General features: G+C 41.4%; 19 protein-coding genes. 10 read left to right on the top strand and 9 right to left on the bottom strand.

Annotated elements, in window-relative coordinates; all coding sequences use genetic code 11:
- The first annotated feature begins 212 nt into the window (after positions 1-212).
- A complete protein-coding gene (gene gloA / locus PTET_RS08105; RefSeq protein ID WP_096038436.1) occupies positions 213-740 on the top strand; it encodes a lactoylglutathione lyase in 528 nt (175 codons plus the stop codon).
- Positions 741-813: 73 nt separating this feature from the next.
- Here the strand turns inward: gloA and htpX are convergent, their stop codons facing one another.
- The 5 genes from htpX to bioB form a co-directional block, all read right to left on the bottom strand.
- Positions 814-1677: a protease HtpX gene (gene htpX, locus PTET_RS08110; protein ID WP_096038437.1), complete on the bottom strand. Its 864-nt coding sequence runs from the start codon at positions 1675-1677 to the stop codon at positions 814-816.
- Between the two features lie 139 nt (positions 1678-1816).
- The gene (gene bioD, locus PTET_RS08115; protein WP_096038438.1) at positions 1817-2500 is read right to left on the bottom strand and encodes a dethiobiotin synthase; all 684 of its coding nucleotides are present in this window, start codon (positions 2498-2500) and stop codon (positions 1817-1819) included.
- Between the two features lie 18 nt (positions 2501-2518).
- Positions 2519-3337 (bottom strand): methyltransferase domain-containing protein, encoded by an 819-nt coding sequence (locus tag PTET_RS08120; RefSeq protein WP_096038439.1) that lies wholly within the window; start codon positions 3335-3337, stop codon positions 2519-2521.
- A complete protein-coding gene (locus tag PTET_RS08125) occupies positions 3334-4488 on the bottom strand; it encodes an aminotransferase class I/II-fold pyridoxal phosphate-dependent enzyme (protein ID WP_096038440.1) in 1155 nt (384 codons plus the stop codon). Before PTET_RS08125 ends, PTET_RS08120 begins: the two co-directional genes overlap by 4 nt.
- Positions 4489-4543: 55 nt before the next feature.
- Positions 4544-5584 (bottom strand): biotin synthase BioB, encoded by a 1041-nt coding sequence (bioB, locus tag PTET_RS08130; RefSeq protein ID WP_096038441.1) that lies wholly within the window; start codon positions 5582-5584, stop codon positions 4544-4546.
- 95 nt (positions 5585-5679) lie between these two features.
- Here bioB and bioA point away from each other — a divergent pair, with 95 nt between their 5' ends.
- The 5 genes from bioA to PTET_RS08155 all read left to right on the top strand — a co-directional run bounded on the left by bioA (position 5680) and on the right by PTET_RS08155 (position 11544).
- Positions 5680-6981 carry an adenosylmethionine--8-amino-7-oxononanoate transaminase gene (bioA, locus tag PTET_RS08135; RefSeq protein WP_096038442.1) on the top strand — a complete coding sequence of 434 codons (1302 nt, stop codon included), beginning with the start codon at positions 5680-5682 and terminating at the stop codon, positions 6979-6981.
- Between the two features lie 180 nt (positions 6982-7161).
- A complete protein-coding gene (locus PTET_RS08140) occupies positions 7162-7974 on the top strand; it encodes a hypothetical protein (protein WP_096038914.1) in 813 nt (270 codons plus the stop codon).
- Positions 7975-9021 carry an extracellular solute-binding protein gene (locus PTET_RS08145; RefSeq protein WP_033103420.1) on the top strand — a complete coding sequence of 349 codons (1047 nt, stop codon included), beginning with the start codon at positions 7975-7977 and terminating at the stop codon, positions 9019-9021.
- The gene (locus PTET_RS08150; protein WP_058154650.1) at positions 9021-10520 is read left to right on the top strand and encodes an ABC transporter permease; all 1500 of its coding nucleotides are present in this window, start codon (positions 9021-9023) and stop codon (positions 10518-10520) included. The genes PTET_RS08145 and PTET_RS08150 overlap by 1 nt, the downstream gene beginning before the upstream one ends.
- A 13-nt stretch (positions 10521-10533) precedes the next feature.
- Entirely contained in the window at positions 10534-11544 is a 1011-nt protein-coding gene (locus PTET_RS08155; RefSeq protein ID WP_058154652.1) for an ABC transporter ATP-binding protein, read from the top strand.
- A gap of 57 nt (positions 11545-11601) precedes the next feature.
- On the opposite strand, the gene PTET_RS08160 is transcribed toward PTET_RS08155, so the two are convergent.
- On the bottom strand, positions 11602-12036 hold the full coding sequence (locus PTET_RS08160; protein WP_013464982.1) for an AAA family ATPase: 435 nt from the start codon (positions 12034-12036) through the stop codon (positions 11602-11604).
- Positions 12037-12327: 291 nt separating this feature from the next.
- On the opposite strand from PTET_RS08160, the gene asnS reads away from it, so the two are divergent.
- On the top strand, positions 12328-13725 hold the full coding sequence (gene asnS, locus PTET_RS08165; protein WP_013464983.1) for an asparagine--tRNA ligase: 1398 nt from the start codon (positions 12328-12330) through the stop codon (positions 13723-13725).
- A gap of 57 nt (positions 13726-13782) precedes the next feature.
- Here asnS and PTET_RS08170 read toward each other — a convergent pair whose 3' ends face one another.
- The 3 genes from PTET_RS08170 to PTET_RS08180 form a co-directional block, all read right to left on the bottom strand.
- Positions 13783-14862, bottom strand: a complete 1080-nt coding sequence (locus tag PTET_RS08170) for an acyltransferase family protein (RefSeq protein WP_096038443.1) — start codon at positions 14860-14862, stop codon at positions 13783-13785.
- Positions 14863-15049: 187 nt separating this feature from the next.
- Entirely contained in the window at positions 15050-15976 is a 927-nt protein-coding gene (locus tag PTET_RS08175) for an electron transfer flavoprotein subunit alpha/FixB family protein (RefSeq protein WP_058154658.1), read from the bottom strand.
- Positions 15977-16726, bottom strand: coding sequence for an electron transfer flavoprotein subunit beta/FixA family protein (locus PTET_RS08180; protein ID WP_013464986.1), 750 nt, complete (start codon positions 16724-16726; stop codon positions 15977-15979).
- Between the two features lie 219 nt (positions 16727-16945).
- Between PTET_RS08180 and PTET_RS08185 the strand changes: the two genes are divergently transcribed.
- The 3 genes from PTET_RS08185 to PTET_RS08195 all read left to right on the top strand — a co-directional run bounded on the left by PTET_RS08185 (position 16946) and on the right by PTET_RS08195 (position 19977).
- Positions 16946-18592, top strand: coding sequence for an electron transfer flavoprotein-ubiquinone oxidoreductase (locus PTET_RS08185; protein ID WP_096038444.1), 1647 nt, complete (start codon positions 16946-16948; stop codon positions 18590-18592).
- Between the two features lie 101 nt (positions 18593-18693).
- Complete coding sequence (locus PTET_RS08190; RefSeq protein WP_024602547.1) at positions 18694-19158, top strand: acyl-CoA thioesterase; 465 nt, start codon at positions 18694-18696, stop codon at positions 19156-19158.
- Positions 19159-19407: 249 nt separating this feature from the next.
- Entirely contained in the window at positions 19408-19977 is a 570-nt protein-coding gene (locus PTET_RS08195) for an outer membrane beta-barrel protein (protein ID WP_058154661.1), read from the top strand.
- Positions 19978-20117: the final 140 nt, after the last annotated feature.

Consider the following 20117-nt stretch of genomic DNA (forward strand, 5'->3'; position numbering starts at 1 on the left):
GACTTTTAATAATGTTATGGGACAAAACCCCAGTACTGTATAAATAAACAGTATCGCTAAATATGCCATTTTTTGCTTATAAAACACTCAACTCACTGGCTGGTAATTTAGCTAAGTGGTTTTAATTTTTGCTGCTGTTTATTATCATGAGCGTATTCCCTGCCTTTTTAAATCCATTAAGGTTTTTCAGTCATTTCATTAAGGATTATCTCATGTCTAGCTATAACGAATCTCCAGAGCAAATTGCACAGGCCACTGAGGGCTATGTGATGCAGCAAACCATGTTGCGTATTAAAGATCCAAAACCGTCGCTGGCATTTTATGAAAACGTATTAGGTATGAAGCTTTTAGGAAAGTACGACTTTCCTGGTATGGAGTTTACTTTGTACTTTTTAGGCTATGAGCAAGATATGCCAAAAGGCGATGATAAACAAAATACTCAATGGGTGTTTCGCCGCCCTGCGCTGATTGAGCTTACCCATAACTGGGGTACTGAAAACGACGACAGCTTTACCGGTTATCACAGTGGTAATGAAGAACCAAAAGGCTTTGGCCATATTGGTATTAGCGTGCCCGATGTATACGCTGCCTGTGAGCGCTTTGCTAAGTACGATGTGGAATTTGTAAAACAGCCAGATGGTGGCTCAATGAAGGGGCTTGCCTTTATTAAAGACCCAGACGGTTACTGGATTGAAATACTTTCGCCAGAGGGCATTACTGAGATTATTCAATCGCAATAAAAACCATTAAACATAAAAAAGCCTGCAAATGCAGGCTTTTTGTTTACAAGTACTGTGAAAAACTTGAATTTTTTTAACGACGTAGTGCGTCTATACGTGCGTCAAGCGGTGGGTGAGATGAAAACAACTCAGCCATGCCTTTACCACTGGCAATACCAAAGGCCATCATTGAGCCTTCTAATTGCGATGGGTGGTTTTGCTTTAATCGCTCAAGGGCTGAACGCATTTTATCTGCACCAACCAGCTGAGCTGCGCCGTTATCGGCTGCAAATTCACGCTTACGGCTGTAATGGGCAACCACAATGCTTGCCAATACGCCAAATAATACTTGGAATAACATATCGAATAAGAAGTAAGTCCAGCTGCTGCCGCCCTCTTCTTCATCGCTATTGATAAAGTTATCTACAATGCCAGCCAGTACTTTAGCGGCAAAAATAACAAAGGTATTAACCACACCTTGAATAAGCGTTAGCGTTACCATGTCGCCATTAGCCACATGCGATACTTCGTGCGCAAGCACAGCTTCGGCTTGCTCTTGGGTCATGTTGTGTAATAAACCTGTGCTTACCGCCACCAGCGAATTATTTTTACTCGGGCCCGTTGCAAACGCGTTCATTTCTGGGCTGTCGTAAATCGCCACTTCTGGCATGTTAATACCGGCTTTTTTAGCTTGAGCAGCCACAGTGCTTACCAGCCATTGTTCGGTTTCGGTACGAGGTTGGGTGATCACTTGCGCACCGGTTGATTTTTTTGCGATCCATTTCGACATAAATAACGAAATAAACGATCCACCAAAACCAAATACAGTCGCAATTAGTAAAATTCCGCCAAGGCTACGATGGCTTAAGCCCAGCGCGCTCATTATTATTGAAAGCACCACACCTAATACCAACATAACCGCGAGGTTAGTTAATAAAAACAAAAATACACGTTTCATACGAGTTCTCCAAAAATAACATTTATTGCTGAGCGATTTACTATGTTTGATCGGCTTTGAGCAATCACTGCGTTATGACACACTATGTCATAACGTCAGCGCTATTCTGTGACAAACTATGTCACAACACAAGGGTTATTTATGGATTTATCGATAATTTTTCAAGCAGGGTTTTATAAATTTGTAATTTAGGGGTTTGCTCGGTATAGGGGCTTATAGCAAGCAGTGGAAATGGTAAACGTGTTTTCAGTGAATCTAGGTTTGCTTGGTATTCATCCATAGTGGCATCAACTTGGTTTGCAATCCACCCTACACAATTAATCCCTAAGCTTTGCATGTGTGCAGCAGTGAGTAAAGCATGATTAATACAGCCTAGTTTCATCCCCACCACTAATATTACGGGTAGTTGCTCTACTTTTACCCAGTCGTATAAATATTCGTTGTTATTAATTGGTAATGCCCAGCCGCCCGCGCCTTCGGTTAACAGGTAATCGGCACCTTGCTGCTTAACATGTTGATAAGCCGTGCTGAGCTTTTCTACTGTTATGTTTAGTCCCGCTTGATCTGCAGCAATGTGCGGAGCTATTGGCGGCGCAAATGCAAATGGGTTAATTATGTCGTATTTAGCACTGACTGTGGCACTTTCCATTAGCATTAGTGCATCTGCGTTTACGAGCTGCTCAAACGCCATTTCACACCCAGAGGCAATCGGCTTAAAACCTATTGCGCGTTTTTTATGTTGCGCGAGTAACTTTAACAGCAAACTGGTTACATGAGTTTTACCGGCGTCGGTATCGGTACCGGTAATAAAAAACTGGTTCATGGCATGGCCTTATTATTTTTACTGGGCTTTTTCTAATGATAACAATACTACATGGTAAGATACATGGGCTTTATTGTTTATAATCGGATAGGCATCACATACTTTTTGCAGCGCTGATTTGGTTAATAAACCACGACGACTTGTTGCATGATTTTGTGTGGTGGCACCAATGGCTTTAATCGATTTTATAGCCGCTAATGCACTGCTGTGTTGATCGGTATAAATGACTTTTTTTGATGCGTTTATCTTAAACCCGGCCTTTTCGACCGATTGGTTTATATTATTATGGCTTGCAAACTGATTAATATGATTATGTGAATCAAGCACTGCAAAGGCGGTTTTGATCTCGTTTAATGACCCTGCAACAACCGTACTAATATAGGCTTGCCCGCCTGGTTTTAATGCTTGGTAAAGCGAGTGCATTAAGGCTTCTAAATTAGCAGACCACTGCAGCGCAAAATTACTAAATAGCACGTCAATACTGTTAGCTTGCAGCGGTAAATTATCCATGTCGGCGCACAGTTTTGGGGTGTTTAAATTACTGCTTTTTAGCATGTTAAAACTCAAATCTATGGCAACAACTTGGCCAAATAATGTCCTTAAAGCCTGAGTATTAACAAGCGGCCCTGCGCCTAGGTCAACACAGAGCTTATTAGGGTTTGCACTAATGAGTTTAAATAAATCATTTGCCGCTTGTTTTTGCACATTAGCATGCTGGCTATACTTGTTTGCTGCTTTTGAAAAGTTATGCGCTGTGGTTTTTTTTAAAGCCCGAGTCGCTAAATACACAGTTGTAGGGCTAAGTGGCTTAGTTTTAATTGCCTGCGGGCTTATCATGAAATAACCTTTTGTAAACCACCAACGAGTTGTTTTATATCCTCATGGGTGTGGGCTGCACTTAAGGTAATACGCAAACGCGAGGTATTGTGTAAAACAGTTGGCGGGCGAATAGCCGTTAGCCAAATGCCCTGCTGCTTTAGTTGCTCACTGGCTTTTAACGTTTGCTCGGCGCAGCCTAAAACAATCGGTTGAATCGCGGTGTTTGAGTCCATTAGCGCAATGTGCTGCTCTTTTGCTAGGCGTTTAAACAGCGCAATATTAGCGTTTAATTTGGCTCGCTTGTCGTTGGCGTCTCTTATGCTTTTAATACGCGCCAAGGTATGAGCGGCAATAAACGGTGACATAGCGGTTGAGTAGGTATAATCACGATTAAACTGCAGCATGTAATCTATAAAATGCTGCGAACCTAATACGCACGCCCCACTACTAGCAACCGCTTTACCAAAGGTGATCACTAAAATATCTGGCAAGGTGTCGGCTGCAATTAAGGCTTCACAACTGCCAAGCCCCGATTTTCCTAAAACACCAAAACCATGGGCGTCGTCTATCATTAGCCAGGCGTTATGCTGCTTTGCTAAGGTAAATAGCGCTTTAATTGGCGCGGTATCACCATCCATTGAGAACACACCTTCAGACACGATGAGCTTATTGCGCGCTTTTGATTTTTCTAGCCGTGAGCGTAAATGGTTTATATCGTTATGGTTAAAGCGTACTAACGCGGCGTTAGCGTGTAATGCGCCATCAATTAAACTGGCATGATTGAGTTTATCTTGAAAAATCGCACTGTGTTGCGCTGTCGCTTTATCTTGGAACAAGGCTTTAATCACACTGCTATTTGCGCTAAAGCCCGAATTAAACAACATACCTGCCTCATAACCCAAAGCACTGCATAAAGCTTGCTCAAGCGCTTGCTGTGGTTGTTGATAACCCGTTACTAGTGCTGAGCTGTGGCTACCTAGTAATGGCGCGCTGGTTAATTCCACCGGCGAATCGCCAAACCCTAAATAATCGTTACTCGCAAAGTTAAGGTAGGTTTTATCATTAACCGTAATAGTGCGCGCTGTTGCGCTTTGTACTAAATAGCGTTTACGCAATAGCTGCTGTGCTTTGCGTTCATCTAAATGGGTGTTTATAAATTCAAATGACATAAATGCTTTAACCTTCAACGCAATACTTTAAACAATTAGCATAGTACTGAGCACTTTACGCTTCGTAAAACAATTCTGAGGTTGCTTTATCAGCCACTTGCGATGACAAAGACGCAGCAACGGCTTCATCAGAATAGTCTTCGGCTGTTTCTGGGTTCATCCCGAGCTTTTTAATTAATTGCATGTCGGCATCGGCTTCTGGGTTTTCGGTAGTAAGAAGTTTATCACCATAAAATATAGAGTTAGCACCGGCAAAAAAGCACATTGACTGCATTTGTTCGTTCATTGCTGTGCGCCCTGCTGATAAACGTACGTAGCTATGGGGCATCATAATACGTGCTGTGGCAATGGTACGAATAAACTCAAACTGGTCTAAGTCATCAACGTTTTCAAGCGGTGTCCCTTTCACCTTTACTAGCATATTAATTGGCACACTTTCGGGCTGCTGGGGTAAATTAGCTAACTGCATTAATAAGCCATAGCGGTCGCTTGCTTGCTCACCCATACCGACAATACCGCCGGAGCAGACTTTCATACCAGCGTCTCGCACATTACCAATGGTGTCTAAACGATCTTGGAATGTCCGAGTTGATATAATTTGCTCATAGTATTCAGGTGAGGTGTCTAGGTTGTGGTTATAGTAATCAAGCCCTGCACTGCGCAGTTCATGGGCTTTTTCGTTATTTAACATGCCTAAAGTCATACAGGTTTCAAGGCCAAGGGCTTTTACTTCTTTTACCATTTGCGAAATGTATGGCATGTCCCTGTCTTTTGGATCTGACCATGCTGCCCCCATACAAAAACGGGTAGCGCCTTTTTGTTTTGCTAACCGCGCTTGCTCTACCACTTTTTCTACTTCTATTAGGCGTTCGCGTTCTAAATCAGTTTTGTAATGACCCGATTGCGGGCAATATTTACAGTCTTCTGGGCAGGCACCGGTTTTAATAGATAACAACGTAGAAATTTGTACTTCGTTTGGATTAAAATTAGCGCGATGCACAGAGGCGGCTTTAAATAATAAATCGTTAAATGGCATTTCAAATAAGGCTTTCACCTCACTGTGTGTCCAATCGTGTCGAACTGTTGCAAGCTCCATAATACTCTCTTTTATTTTTTGCTCTTGGTGTTATTGGCTTAGAATACGTATTGCCGTACCATTGTCAACGAAACCCACTTAGCTAAAGTTTACATATGATTAATAAACAAACGATAGACCTTGATTTTGATCGTCAGCACATTTGGCACCCCTACACCTCAATGACTCAACCTATTCCGGTTTACCCCGTAACGCATGCAAGTCACAACCTTATTCACTTAGAAACGGGCGAACAACTCATTGACGGTATGGCCTCATGGTGGAGTGCTATTCACGGCTATAACCATCCGGTTTTAAATGAAGCGATGCACGCCCAGATAGATAAAATGAGCCATGTAATGTTTGGTGGCATAACCCACCAGCCGGCAGTAGAGCTCTGTAAAAAGCTGGTAGCGATAACGCCAGAGGGATTAACAAAGGTGTTTTTAGCCGACAGTGGCTCAGTAAGTGTTGAAGTAGCCATAAAAATGGCGCTGCAATATTGGTTAAGCCAAAGGGTTACAACAAAACAAAAATTAATGACCCCGTTCAAAGGCTACCATGGCGATACGTTTGCAGCGATGAGTGTGTGCGATCCTATTAATTCTATGCATAGTTTGTACGCTGGTTTTTTGCCTGAGCATATTTTTGTGCCTGCCCCTATTAGCCAATTTAATAGTGCGTTTAATCAAGCTGAGGCCGATGAACTCGAAAGCTATTTTTTAAAGCACCACCAGCAAGTCGCCGCGTTTATTATTGAACCTATTGTGCAAAACGCCGGGGGGATGAATTTTTATCATCGTGAGTATTTAGCCTGTGTGCGTAAGCTCTGCACTCAATATGATGTGCTGCTTATTTGCGATGAAATTGCCACCGGATTTGGCCGCACCGGCAAATTGTTTGCTGTAGAGCATGCCAATATAGAGCCCGATATACTGTGTATAGGTAAAGCGCTGACTGGTGGCGCAATGACCCTTTCAGCAACCATAACTAGCGACAAAATAGCCACAGGAATCAGCGAAGGAGAAGCTGGGGTTTTGATGCACGGACCTACATTTATGGGAAATCCGCTGGCCTGCGCTGTTGCTTGCGCCAGTATTGATTTATTACTAAGCCAAAACTGGCAACACTGTATCAGCGAAATAAATACTCAATTACAGCAGCTGCATAAATGCCAAGCGCTCAGCGCCGTAGCGAATGTACGTACTTTAGGAGCTATTGGCGTAGTAGAGCTTACAGAAGAGGCTGGTAGCATTGATGTCGCTAAAATTCAGACTTATTTTGTATCTCAAGGAGTATGGATACGCCCCTTTGGTAAGCTAATTTATCTAATGCCACCGTATATAAGTGACAAAAACAGTATTCGCGCTTTATGTGATGCTATTTATAACGCCATAAAAGGTAAACATTACGTATAGATAGGTTAACTATTATTAAGGGTTACGTTAAAATTTATGCAAATAATTAGTTTGCTGCCTATTCGTCCCAAAACATTGGTATTTTTAGCCCTGACCTGTCATTTAGTGTGTTGATCTGAGTGATCTTTAGGGATATGATAATGCCTATCATTTACAATAACATTTATGGACTCACTTGCTATGAAAATATTACTTAAGCCTGCCAAGACATTAAGTGCAAGTTTTTTACTCGCCTCTGCGATTTTTGCACAACCTGTATTTGCTAATGGCCCTATTGGTGAGCATGTTAATCACCTTCAAGCTAATTTAAAAACTTACAATGAAGACGTTGAATGGATGATCTCTAAAGTCGATACCATGGTAAGCGATTACGAGAAAAAAGGCGCAAAAGCAGTCAATAGTGATGATTTGGTTGAGTACTGGGAATCAGTTAAATTCCACAGCGCAATAGAAACTAATTACGTGCCTGTCTATGCCTCTATTTGGCAAGGTTTGTATGGCATAAAAATGGCTATCGATAATAAAAAACCAGCGTCAGAAGTACGCAAACAACAACAAGCAATGAATAATGCCCTATGGCAAGGATTAGGCGCAGTTAAACTGGCGGCTAAGTTTCAACAAAAAGGGTTATTAGATAGCGTAAAAGCTACAGCAACTAAAGAAATGACGCAAAGTGCGACTATCGACGAAATTAAACATAAATTAGACCGAGTGGTCGCTAAATACGCAGAACGTTTAAGCGATGAAGCCACCAACATAGTGCACGATACTTACCTACATTTATTTGAAGGTGTTGAAGGTACACTAATTGAACAAGACGCGAAGTTAGTAGAAGTTCTAGAAAAAGACTTTAACGTAACACTTCCACAAGCAATTTCTAATAATAAAAGTGTTGATGAAGTTCGTGATGTGGTTGTTGATATGCAAACCAAACTAAGCCGCGCTCAAACGCTGATTGAAAAAGCAGAAAAAGCACGTAAGGATGTATTTTAAGTGAAACGCAGAACCTTTATTCAAGGCTTAGCTGCGTTAGGGGTAGCGGGTGCTTTACCGCTATCGCTTTCACGCGCTTTTGCCGCTGATATTGCTATTGCAAACCCCGTGTCTGTTGATACATTGCCTAAATTAAAAGGTGCATTGACGCTTTATTTAGGCCGTGGTGAAGGTGGCTTATACGAAAACGTATTACAAGCCATTCAAAAAAAGAACCCTGATCTTGACCTTGCCATTCGTCGCGGCCCTACCGCAGCGCTTGCCAACACCATTGTTGCCGAAGCAAATGCAGGGGTAAAACGTGCCGACTTATTTTGGGCAGTCGACTCTGGGGCAATTGGTTTAGTTACCGATGCCGGCCTTGCCAAGCCCATGCCGAGTGATTTATCAGCGCAATTACAGCCACAATTTAGATACGATGAATGGGCACCTGTTACTGGCCGTATTCGTACTTTGCCTTTTAATACTGAGCGTTTAACCAAAGAGCAAATTCCAACAAGCATTATGGAAATAGCCGACAGTGATTTAAGTATTGGTTGGGCGCCTGCTTATGCTTCTTTTCAATCGTTTATAACTGCTATGCGACTTTTAGAAGGTGATGATAAAACAGCTAAGTGGCTCAAAAAAGTTAAAAAACGTTCTAAAACCTACGCAGGTGAACTCGGTGTGGTAATGGGCGTTGAACGTGGTGAAGTAGACATTGGTTTTGCTAATCATTACTACACGCTGCGCTTAAAATCAGGTAAGCCAGATGCAAAACTTGATTTAGCCTTTACGCAAAATGATGCTGGGTGTTTAGTTAACGCTTCAGGTATTTTATCGTTATCTGAAGACCCACTGGCAATCAACTTTATGCGCTATTTACTTAGCATTGAAGTGCAAAGTTATTTAGCAAGCGAAGCCTATGAAATCCCACTAGTTAATGGCATTACTCAACCCGATGGATTGCCAAAATTAACCAGTATTTCGCCACCTAAAATTGATTTAACCCAGTTGGCTGATTTACGCCCAACTATAGATTTAATGCGCAGCAGCGGCGTTTTATAATGCGAATACCTACATCTTACCCAATGGCGCTGCTTGCAGCGCTAGTGACCCTGACTCCTATTTTTGTTTTAATTACGCTTGCCTCTGACGCAAGCTCTTTTTTTGATAGCCATAATTTAACTATTTTAGGCAATACCCTGTCGTTAATGGGATTAACTGTATTAGGTTCAATTTTAATTGGTGTGCCCTTGGCATTCATTAGCGCCTATGTGCAGTTACCGTTTAAAAAGTTTTGGCTGGTGGTGTTTGCAGCCCCGCTTGCTATTCCCAGTTACATTGGCGCTTTTACGCTTTATGCTGCATTTGGTCCCGGCGGTGAAATAAACAACTTACTTGGTTTTGAAACCCCTTCTATGTATGGGTTAACGGGAGCCGCCATTGTCATGACCTTGTATACTTTTCCGTTTGTTATGATGACTACCCGTTCGTCTTTACTTAGTTTAGATGCCAGTATGGTCAACGCTGCTCGCACACTGGGTATGTCGATGACGCAAAGCGTATTTAAAGTTATTTTACCCCGCGTAATAAATGGCATTGCTGCAGGGTCATTATTGGTTGCGCTGTATACCTTATCTGACTTTGGTACTCCCGCAATGATGCGCTTAGATACGTTTACCCGTGTTATTTATGTGGAATACAATGCTTTTGCCTTAAGCCGTGCGGCTATGTTGTCACTGCAACTGATGGTGATTGTTGGCTTTTTATTAATGATTGAATCACAGATAAAAACCGCCTCAGAGCGTCAAGGTCGTTCGCTTATTTTATTCCCTAAAAAATGGCAACTAGGCGCTATGTTTGCCACCTTTGCGCCTATTTTATTACTCGCTATTGGCCTACCTTTAGCAGTATTTACTTTGTGGTTAGTGCGTGATGGCTTTAGCTCGTTTGATTTTAGTATTGCCTGGCATTCAACTTACGCTTCAGCCATTGCCGCTATTGTTACAGTTATTGTTGCCATTCCGGTTGCCCATGCGGCTTTAAGTGGTAAGGCCGGTAAAGTAATGGAACGCGTTACTTACTTTGGTTTTGGTATTCCGGGTATTGTTATGGGCACAGCGCTTGTGTATGGCGGCTTACAACTACCGTTTTTATATCAAACGCTGGGCTTATTGATTATTGCTTATATGCTACGTTTTTTACCACTTGCGGTAGGTTCTGTGCGTACCAGCACCGAGCATCTTGACCCAAGCTTGGTAAAATCAGCGCGGGTATTAGGCGCAAGCCCGCGCGAAGCCTTTACGCGTATTACTTTACCCCTGACTATCCGTGGTATTATTGCAGGTGGCGCCTTGGTCTTTTTAGAGTCAATGCGCGAATTAGAAGCCACACTTTTATTAGGCCCCACTGGCTTTGAAACGCTATCTACCTACTTATGGCGTGTTTACGAAGCCGGTTATTTTGGCCGTGCCGCTATTCCTGGCTTATTGTTGGTGGTGATTTCTGCGGGTGCTTTAGCTATTATGATGTCTGGCGAAAAACGCAACCAGTTTGAACATTAAGGATTTATAAAAAATGCTATCTGTAAGTCAGTTGTCTATAGATTATGGCAGTAATCGTGTTGTTAGCGATTTAAATTTCACCTTAGGTGAAAGCGAAATATTAATGCTTGTTGGTCCAACAGGTTGCGGAAAAAGTACTATTTTACAAGCGTTAGCGGGGCTTTTACCGATTAGCGAGGGTGAAATTAAAGTGGCTAAATGGACAGCAACACCAAAGCATACTGTGGCGCCTGAAAAACGCAGCGTAGGTATGGTGTTTCAAGACTTTGCGTTGTTTCCTCATTTAACAGTTGAACAAAACGTATGTTTTAAACTAAAAGACAGCAGCCCTGCCGATCACTGGCTAAAACTTCTTGGTTTAGATGCATTTAGGCATAAAAAACCAGCCACACTGTCAGGCGGGCAAAAGCAACGCGTAGCATTAGCGCGTACCCTTGCCCACCAACCTGACTTTGTATTACTTGATGAGCCGTTATCTAACCTTGATGCTGCCTTAAAAGATATGTTGCGTTGGGATATCCGCAACGCATTAAAAGAAGCTGGTGTACCGGCAATTTGGGTAACGCACGATCAAGAAGAAGCGCTTTCGGTGGGCGATCGTGTGGGTGTTTTAAAAGGCGGTGAAATACAACAAATTGACACCCCAGAGCAGTGTTTTAGTACCCCAAACAACCGCTTTGTGGCCCGCTTTTTAGGTGAAGCCAGCTTTATAAAAGGAACCCTAAATAACGGCCAAGCGCTTACCGATATTGGTAATGTACCTGCAAACGGTGTTGATTGTGACACTGGAGAGGTAGAAGTTTTACTCCGTCCAGATGATGTATTATTAGTACAAAGCAGTATTGGTAATAATGGTGAAGTAATTTGGGTACGCTTTGAAGGCGGTAGCCGTTTATGCGCGGTTAAACTTGCATGCGAAACCGTGGTAACTAGCCGAGTAAGCCATGAAGTGGTTGTACACCCAGGTGACAAGGTACATGTTTCGCTCAGTACATCTCACCCATTGGCGGCATTTAAAAGCTAGCGCGTAATAACACGAGTAGTTTTATGAAAAAGCCCTAATTTTGGGCTTTTCTTATAATTACCACTCAAACATGTAGGCCATTTTACTAATGGTTTTAAGCGGTATGTTATGGCTGTTGCGCTTGGCATATAAGTGCTGCATTGATTTGTCTTTTACTTCACCAACAATCACTTCTTTTACTTGATACCCTAAAGCTATCGCTGCTTGCGAATAGGCAATGAATTCCCATTTTTTAATGTTAGTGTTATCAACAATAACCAGTTCAATACCTTGTGCTAACGCGTTAATAAAACGTGCTAGGTTTAGGTTATGATATTGCGATAATTTAAACTTATCGAAATGATATTCACCCTGCTCGTTTACAAAGTAATCATCTGTTGAGCAAATAAAATAATTGCTTTCATCTGCGCCCGATAATTCGTCAGCGAGATTTTGCGCATAATATGACTTACCACTGCCTGGCAGTCCTCGTAAAATAAAAACTTGTTTCATAGCATCCATTTTTTATTAATGGTAAACGTTAATTCGGTTTGATTACTAATAATGCCACAAATTGATGAATTTTCAGAGTAACAAATGGTAATAGTAGCCATTTAACACTAAAAACTGGTTAAAAAAACCGCGCATGACTAAAAACTTTTAAAGAGTTGCCCACAACAGTTTTTTTATTTTACTTTACTAGGTATTATACAAGGTTCAAGTGCAGTGACCTTACATACATAAATGCATGAGTAACGCACAATTAATTTATATAGTTAGGCAACTTATATCATTGGAGTGAAGATGAGCCATTTAGCGATTTCAGAGCTATTAAAAGGCAATGTTGCGGTAGACAGCCAAGTAACCATTAAAGGCTGGATCCGTACACGCCGCGATTCAAAAGCAGGAATATCATTTTTAGCCGTTCATGACGGTTCGTGTTTTGATCCTATTCAAGCGGTAGTTCCTAATTCACTGAATAATTATGATGAAGTTACAAGCTTAACAGCAGGCTGTTCTGTGTCGGTTACCGGTGTATTAGTACAATCAGCAGGACAAGGGCAATCTTTCGAAATTCAAGCTAACTCAGTGACTGTGTTAGGTTGGGTTGAAAATCCAGATACTTACCCAATGTCGGCTAAGCGCCACAGCATTGAGTATTTACGTGAGCACGCTCACCTTCGCCCGCGCACCAACATGATTGGCGCAGTAACGCGTGTACGTAACTGCTTAGCACAAGCGATTCATCGTTTTTATCATGAGCAAGGCTTTTACTGGATCAGTACACCAATCATCACAGCCAGTGACTGTGAAGGTGCGGGTGAAATGTTCCGCGTATCAACCCTTGATATGCAAAACCTGCCAATGACAGATAAAGGCGAAATTGATTACAGCGAAGACTTTTTTGGTAAAGAAGCATTCCTAACGGTATCTGGCCAGCTAAACGGTGAAACATATGCATCTGCTATGTCAAAAATTTACACCTTTGGTCCTACGTTCCGTGCAGAGAATTCAAATACATCTCGCCACTTAGCTGAATTTTGGATGGTAGAGCCAGAAGTTGCGTTTGCTGATTTAGAAGATATCGCAAAATTGGCTGAAAACATGCTTAAGTACGTGTTTAAAGCCGTATTAGAAGAACGCCGTGACGACATGGAGTTTTTTGCTCAACGTATCGAAAAAACAGCCATTAGCCGTTTAGAGGAATTTGTTGAAAAAGACTTCGCACAAGTTGATTACACAGACGCTGTAGAGATTCTAAAAGCGTGTGGCAAGAAATTTGAGTATGCTGTTGAATGGGGTGTAGATTTACAGTCTGAGCACGAGCGTTACCTAGCAGAAGAACACTTTAAAGCACCGGTTGTTATTAAAAACTACCCGCGCGATATTAAAGCATTTTACATGCGTCAAAACGAAGACGGCAAAACTGTTGCGGCAATGGACGTAGTTGCACCTGGCATTGGTGAGATCATTGGTGGTTCACAACGTGAAGAGCGTCTTGATGTATTAGATGCACGCCTTGACGAAATGGGCTTAAATAAAGAAGACTACAGCTGGTACCGCGACCTACGTAAATACGGTAGCGTGCCACACTCTGGCTTTGGTTTAGGGTTTGAGCGCTTAGTTGCTTATGTTACTGGTATGGGTAACGTACGTGATGTAATTGCATTCCCTCGTACTAAAGGCAGCGCAACGTACTAAGCCACGCTTTGTAACGTTAAATAAAAAAACCAACCTAAGGGTTGGTTTTTTATTGTCCTAAATCTTTATAAATATCTTGCGCTTATAAAGCATATTTGAAATTAACCAAAAGCCAATAACATGTAATAAAGCAAAGGTGAACGATGCCAATTTAGCGCTCATAACTAAAGCGAGTTGCTCATACATCCAATCCCCCAAGTTTAGCTCGCCAATATTAATCAGTGAATAGCTCAGTACCCACACACCCGATAACACATAAATAAACAACGGATTCGAGCCATACACAATTAATGGATTAACAAGGCGTTCGGGTTTTACTATGTCGCAAAGCCACACAAAAAAGGCCAGTACAATACAGGCAATCCCTGAGGTGTAAATAACGAAGGTACTGGTCCAAAGCGATTTATTAATTGGCATAATCAGCGAGCCTAATTGCCCTAAAGCGATACCAACAACCCCAATGACCAACAAACGCTTAATACTTGTCCATTGACTGCTAGAGCTGGTAAGTAAACGGGTAACCTCAAAGCCAAATAAAACACTTACTACACTTGGTAAGGTGCTCAAAAGCCCTTCTGGATCAAACGCTAATCCTTTACCTTGCCACAAATGCGATTCACCTAATACCGCTATATCAACCGTTCTAACTAAGTTATTCTCTAGTGTATACGCATTATTAGGACCAACACTTAAAAGCAGTAACCAATATGCAATTAAAATAACAACCGATAAGCTGATCACCCCTCGCCTGTTGAGTAACAATACACAGATAGACGCTAAAATATAGGCAATGCCTATTCGCTGTAATACGCCCAGTATTCTTAAGTTTTCAATGCTCGTGGTAAAGGGATACATATTTAACGCTAAGCCAATAGCAAAAATAATTGCTCCTCGTTTTATCAGCCGTAACACTTGGCTTGCATTAGCTGTGCTGTTGGTTTTTTTAAATGAAAAAAACATCGCAGAGCCAATAATAAACATGAAAAACGGAAAAATTACATCCGTTGGTGTACACCCATGCCAATCGGCATGAAGTAAAGGGGCATACACGTGGGACCACGAACCCGGTGTATTTACCAGTATCATTAATGCGATGGTTAACCCCCGCATAGCATCAAGCGCTTTATACCTTGTCATTTTGGCTCCTATTTAATAATTTGTATGACTACAAATGACAACGCTGTCACTTTGTTATAAAAAAAAGCTAAGCGCAAGTAATTTAGATAAGTGGCGTTATTGAATTAAAAAAGCCGCAGAATCAAGAATGAAACGGCGGCTTTAAATCAGAATATTTAACTTTATATAATGCTGTGGTTATTTAACTTTATAAAGCTTGTTCAAGTTCAGGTAATACATCAAATAAATCAGCAACTAAACCGTAATCAGCCACTTGGAATATTGGCGCATCTGGGTCTTTATTAATGGCCACAATAATTTTTGAGTCTTTCATGCCTGCTAAATGCTGAATGGCACCACTTATACCTACGGCAATATATAAATTAGGCGCAACAATTTTACCTGTTTGACCTACTTGCATGTCGTTAGGGACAAAGCCTGCATCAACCGCTGCACGTGAAGCGCCAATTGCAGCTCCCAGTTTATCGGCAATACCATTAAGAAGTGCAAAGTTTTCACCATTTTGCATACCTCGACCACCTGAAATAACTACATCAGCTGCAGTGAGCTCTGGGCGTTCAGATTCAGTTTGTTCAACACTAACAAAACTACTTAACTGTGAATCAGAGACCGTATCTAAGGTTGTGACATTAGCTGGTGCTTGTTCGCCTTGTAAATCAAAGCTACTTGCACGCACGGTGATCACTTTTTTACTATCGAGCGATTTAACCGTTGCTATGGCATTTCCCGCATAGATTGGGCGTTTAAACGTGTCTGCGTCAATAACATCAGTAATTTCTGAAATTTGTGCAACATCTAATAATGCGGCAACACGCGGCATAAAGTTTTTACCTGTCGTTGTGGCACTTGCCACGATATGGCTATACTCATCTGCAAGTGATAACACTAGATCTGTCATGCTTTCAGCAAGTTGATGTTCGTACACCGCGTTATCTGCAAGTAATACATTTGTAACACCCTCGATGCTCGCAAGTGACTCACTCATGGCACCTAAGTTTATGCCAGCTAACAATACATCGACATCAAAGCCTAATTTTTTAGCGGCGTTAATGGTTTTTGAGGTTTCTGGTTTTAAGGCACCGTTATCGTGCTCTGCAATTACAAGAGTTTTCATTTAAATCACCTTTGCCTCTGTTTTAAGTTTTTCTACAAGCTGTGCAACGTCTTCAACAATAATGCCGCCGCTGCGTTTTGCTGGTTCTTCTACACGAACGACTTCAATACGCGGTGTTAAATCGACACCTAACGAATCAGCCGCAATAACTTCTAGCGGTTTACGTTTAGCTTTCATAATATTAGGTAGCGACGCATAACGAGGCTCGTTTAAACGTAAATCGGTGGTTACAATCGCTGGTAAATTAAGTGCAACAGTTTGCAAACCGCCATCAACTTCGCGGGTTACATTCACTTTGCCATTTTCAATAACGACTTTTGAAGCAAATGTACCTTGGCCGCGATTAGTTAATGCAGCGAGCATTTGGCCCGTTTGATTATTATCAGAATCGATAGATTGCTTGCCTAAAATAACCAGCTCAGGAGATTCTTGCTCAACCACTTTCGCAAGTAACTTTGCAATATGGAGAGATTCTAGGTTTTGCTCGGTTTCAACATGAATCGCTTTATCAGCGCCAAGGGCAAGTGCTGTGCGTAATTGCTCTTGTGATGCTTTAGCGCCAATAGTCACAACAACCACTTCGCTTGCAGTACCCGCTTCTTTTAAACGAATTGCTTCTTCTACCGCAATTTCACAAAATGGGTTCATTGCCATTTTTACGTTTGTTAAATCAACACCGCTATTATCAGGTTTAACGCGAGCTTTTACGTTGTAATCAATCACTCTTTTTATTGGTACGAGAACTTTCATAGGGACTCCATAATTATTTAAACCTATAAGCTAACGTATACGTCAACCTATTTATTTTATGAAATCAGACTACTTCCTGTTGACGTAAACGTCAACCTAAAATAACCTTAAACTATTCACAACCTGTAACGTTTAATTTGCATCACAAAATAACAGGTTGCTTAGCTTACTTTTTGCCTACAGGGCAAAAGTGAGTCCGTCATAGATAAAGAGGTTATTATGATTGAACGCGAAACCATGGAATTTGATGTTGTTGTTGTAGGGGCAGGCCCTGCTGGGCTTTCAACAGCAATTAAACTCGCGCAGCAAGCACAAGAAAAACAACAAGAGTACATGATTTGTGTGGTTGAAAAAGGCTCTGAAGTGGGCGCGCATGTATTATCGGGTGCTGTTTTTGAAACCAAAGCATTGGATGAGCTACTGCCAAACTGGCAAGAATTGGGCGCGCCTGTTACGACTAAAGTCCAAAGCGATGAAATTTATTGGTTTAATAACGAACAAAAAGCAACCTCTATTCCTCATTTTGCAACCCCAAACACATTTCATAATAACGGTAACTACATTGTTTCTATGGGGAATGTATGTCGTTGGCTTGCTGAGCAAGCAGAAAACTTGGGCGTTGAAATATTTCCAGGCTTTAGTGCTCATTCACTTATTATTGAAGATGATGTTGTTAAAGGCATTATTACCGGTGATATGGGGCTGGATAAAAACGGCGACGAAAAAGACGGTTACATGCCGGGTATGGAGTTACGTGCTAAATACACGGTATTTGCTGAGGGCTGTCGCGGCCATTTAGGTAAGCAACTGATCAATCAGTTTGCTTTAGACGATGAATGCTCGCCACAGCATTACGGTTTAGGCTTTAAAGAAATTTGGCAAGTGGATGAATCTAAACATCAGCTTGGTAAAGTAGTTCACGGAACCGGTTGGCCATTGAGTGGCGATACTGGCGGTGGTGCTTTTATGTATCATAGCGAAAACAACCAAGTGTTGGTTGGTTTAATTGTTGATTTAAATTATTCAAATCCACATTTAAGCCCATTTGATGAGTTTCAGCGCTTAAAACACCACCCGGTATTTAAAAACACCCTTGAAGGGGGTGAGCGTATTGCTTATGGTGCGCGCGCCATTGCCAAAGGCGGTCTACACTCTTTGCCTAAAATGCATTTCCCGGGTGGCTTGTTAGTGGGCTGTGATGCAGGCACGCTTAATTTTGCAAAAATTAAAGGTAATCATACGGCTATGAAGTCAGGCATGATAGCCGCTGAGGTCATTTTTAATGCGCTACAAAACGATTTAGCTAACACTGATTTAACCCAGTACACCGCTGAGTTTAAAAAGTCATGGGCGTATAAAGAGCTGTATCAATCTCGTAACTTTGGCCCTGCAATGCATTCATTAGGTAAATTTGCAGGCGGTGCATACAACACCCTTGATCAAAACATATTTAAGGGTGCCCTACCGTTTAGTTTTAAAGATAACGTACCCGATCACGCCACTTTAAAAGACGCTGATCAAGCTGAAAAGATTGCCTATCCGAAGCCTGATGGCAAACTCAGCTTTGATAAGCTTTCTTCGGTATTTTTATCAAACACTAATCATGAAGAATCGCAGCCGTGTCATTTAAAACTCAAAGATGCATCAATTCCGATTAAGGTAAATTTAGTTAAATTTGATGAACCTGCACAGCGATACTGCCCTGCCGGCGTTTATGAAGTACAAGAAGTCGAAGGCGAGCGAGCCTTTGTGATCAATGCGCAAAACTGTGTGCATTGTAAAACCTGTGATATTAAAGATCCAAGCCAAAATATCACCTGGGTCACTCCTGAAGGTGCTGGCGGTCCTAACTACCCCAATATGTAACAACCTTTCTAAAGAAATTATAAACTTATCCTAAATTGCAGGGGCTTCGGCCCCTTTTTTGCGCTATGCTGTTAAGTAATATGAATAAATGAGAGTGTGTTATGGCGTCGTCGAGTGTAATTTTTCGTTTTTTAGCAGAGCCTACCGATGTAAATTTTGGTGGTAAGGTGCATGGTGGTGTGGTCATGAAGTGGATTGACCAAGCAGGCTATGCCTGTGCTGCAGGTTGGAGCGGTCATTACTGCGTAACCGTATCGGTTGCAGGCGTTAAGTTTAGCCGTCCTATTTTGGTTGGCCAAATTGTTGAAGTGGAAGCCAAAATTGCACACACCGGCAAAACCAGTATGCAAATTTTCATTCAAGTACGCTGTGGCGACCCTAAAACCCAAAACTTAGTTGAAACTAATCATTGTGTAATAAGTTTTGTTGCTATGGATGAGACGGGTTACCCTGTTGCCGTTCCTGAATTCACATCTGTTACTGACGAAGATAAAAAGCTAGAAAATTACGCCATTAAAATGAAACAAATAGCGATAGAAACAGAAAACTTACTTTATCAAGTTTAATTAAGTACCTTTTGCAGGTATGTATAAACTACAACAAGCTGTAAATTCTACAATTTTTATTTTTTACAAATTAACAGTACGCTTAACAGCTGGATGTTTTGCGTACTGAAACCACCAAAAAAGTTCAATAAATACACTTTAAGAGCAAATATTAAACAAAAAAAATATTGGCATGTTCACTGCAATTAGTAAATCGACGTTTGATGAATCTATCGAACATTAGATTTTATTTTTTAAAGGAGCTATACAATGATTAAAACACTTTCTCTTTCTGCACTTGCTTTAGCAACACTGGGTTTTAATTCAGCAGCACAGGCTGATGTTACCGACATGGACTCTCCACGTATTTATACGGGTATTGGTTACGGCCAATATTCATTTCAGTTTGAAGATAGCGAAAACGACACCGATTTCGATGACGACGCGCAAATGTTAAAAGGTTATATCGGTACTCAATTTAATGAACATTTCAGCCTTGAACTTGCTTATCAAAATTTTGATGAAGTGAGTGACATAGACAGTAAAGCAGAAATTGATGGGGTATCACTAGCAGCGCGTTTTGCAGCGCCAATCACTGAAGATTTTTCTGTTTATGCAAAAGGCGGTTGGTTTGAATGGGATGCTGATTTAACTCAAGAACTACCAGTAGGCAGCGTTAGCGTATCACAAGACGGTGGTGACGTATTTTATGGTGCAGGTATTGAATATGCTTTCACAACCAATATGCAAGTGCGTTTAGAGTATGAGCGTTACGAATTAGATGATGATATTGATCCAGAAATGGACGTTGCGTCAGTATCTTTCCAATATATGTTTTAATAACAACTCAATAGTTGCAATGTAAGGGTAAGGCTAGGTTTAGCCTTGCCCTTTTTTATCCCACATTTAAACCAGTCAGTCTAAACTCTCTTTATGCTGATTATATTAAGCTAATGCCACCAATGGTAATTACAGGTAGA

This window comes from Pseudoalteromonas tetraodonis (assembly GCF_002310835.1).
Classification (GTDB): domain Bacteria; phylum Pseudomonadota; class Gammaproteobacteria; order Enterobacterales; family Alteromonadaceae; genus Pseudoalteromonas; species Pseudoalteromonas tetraodonis.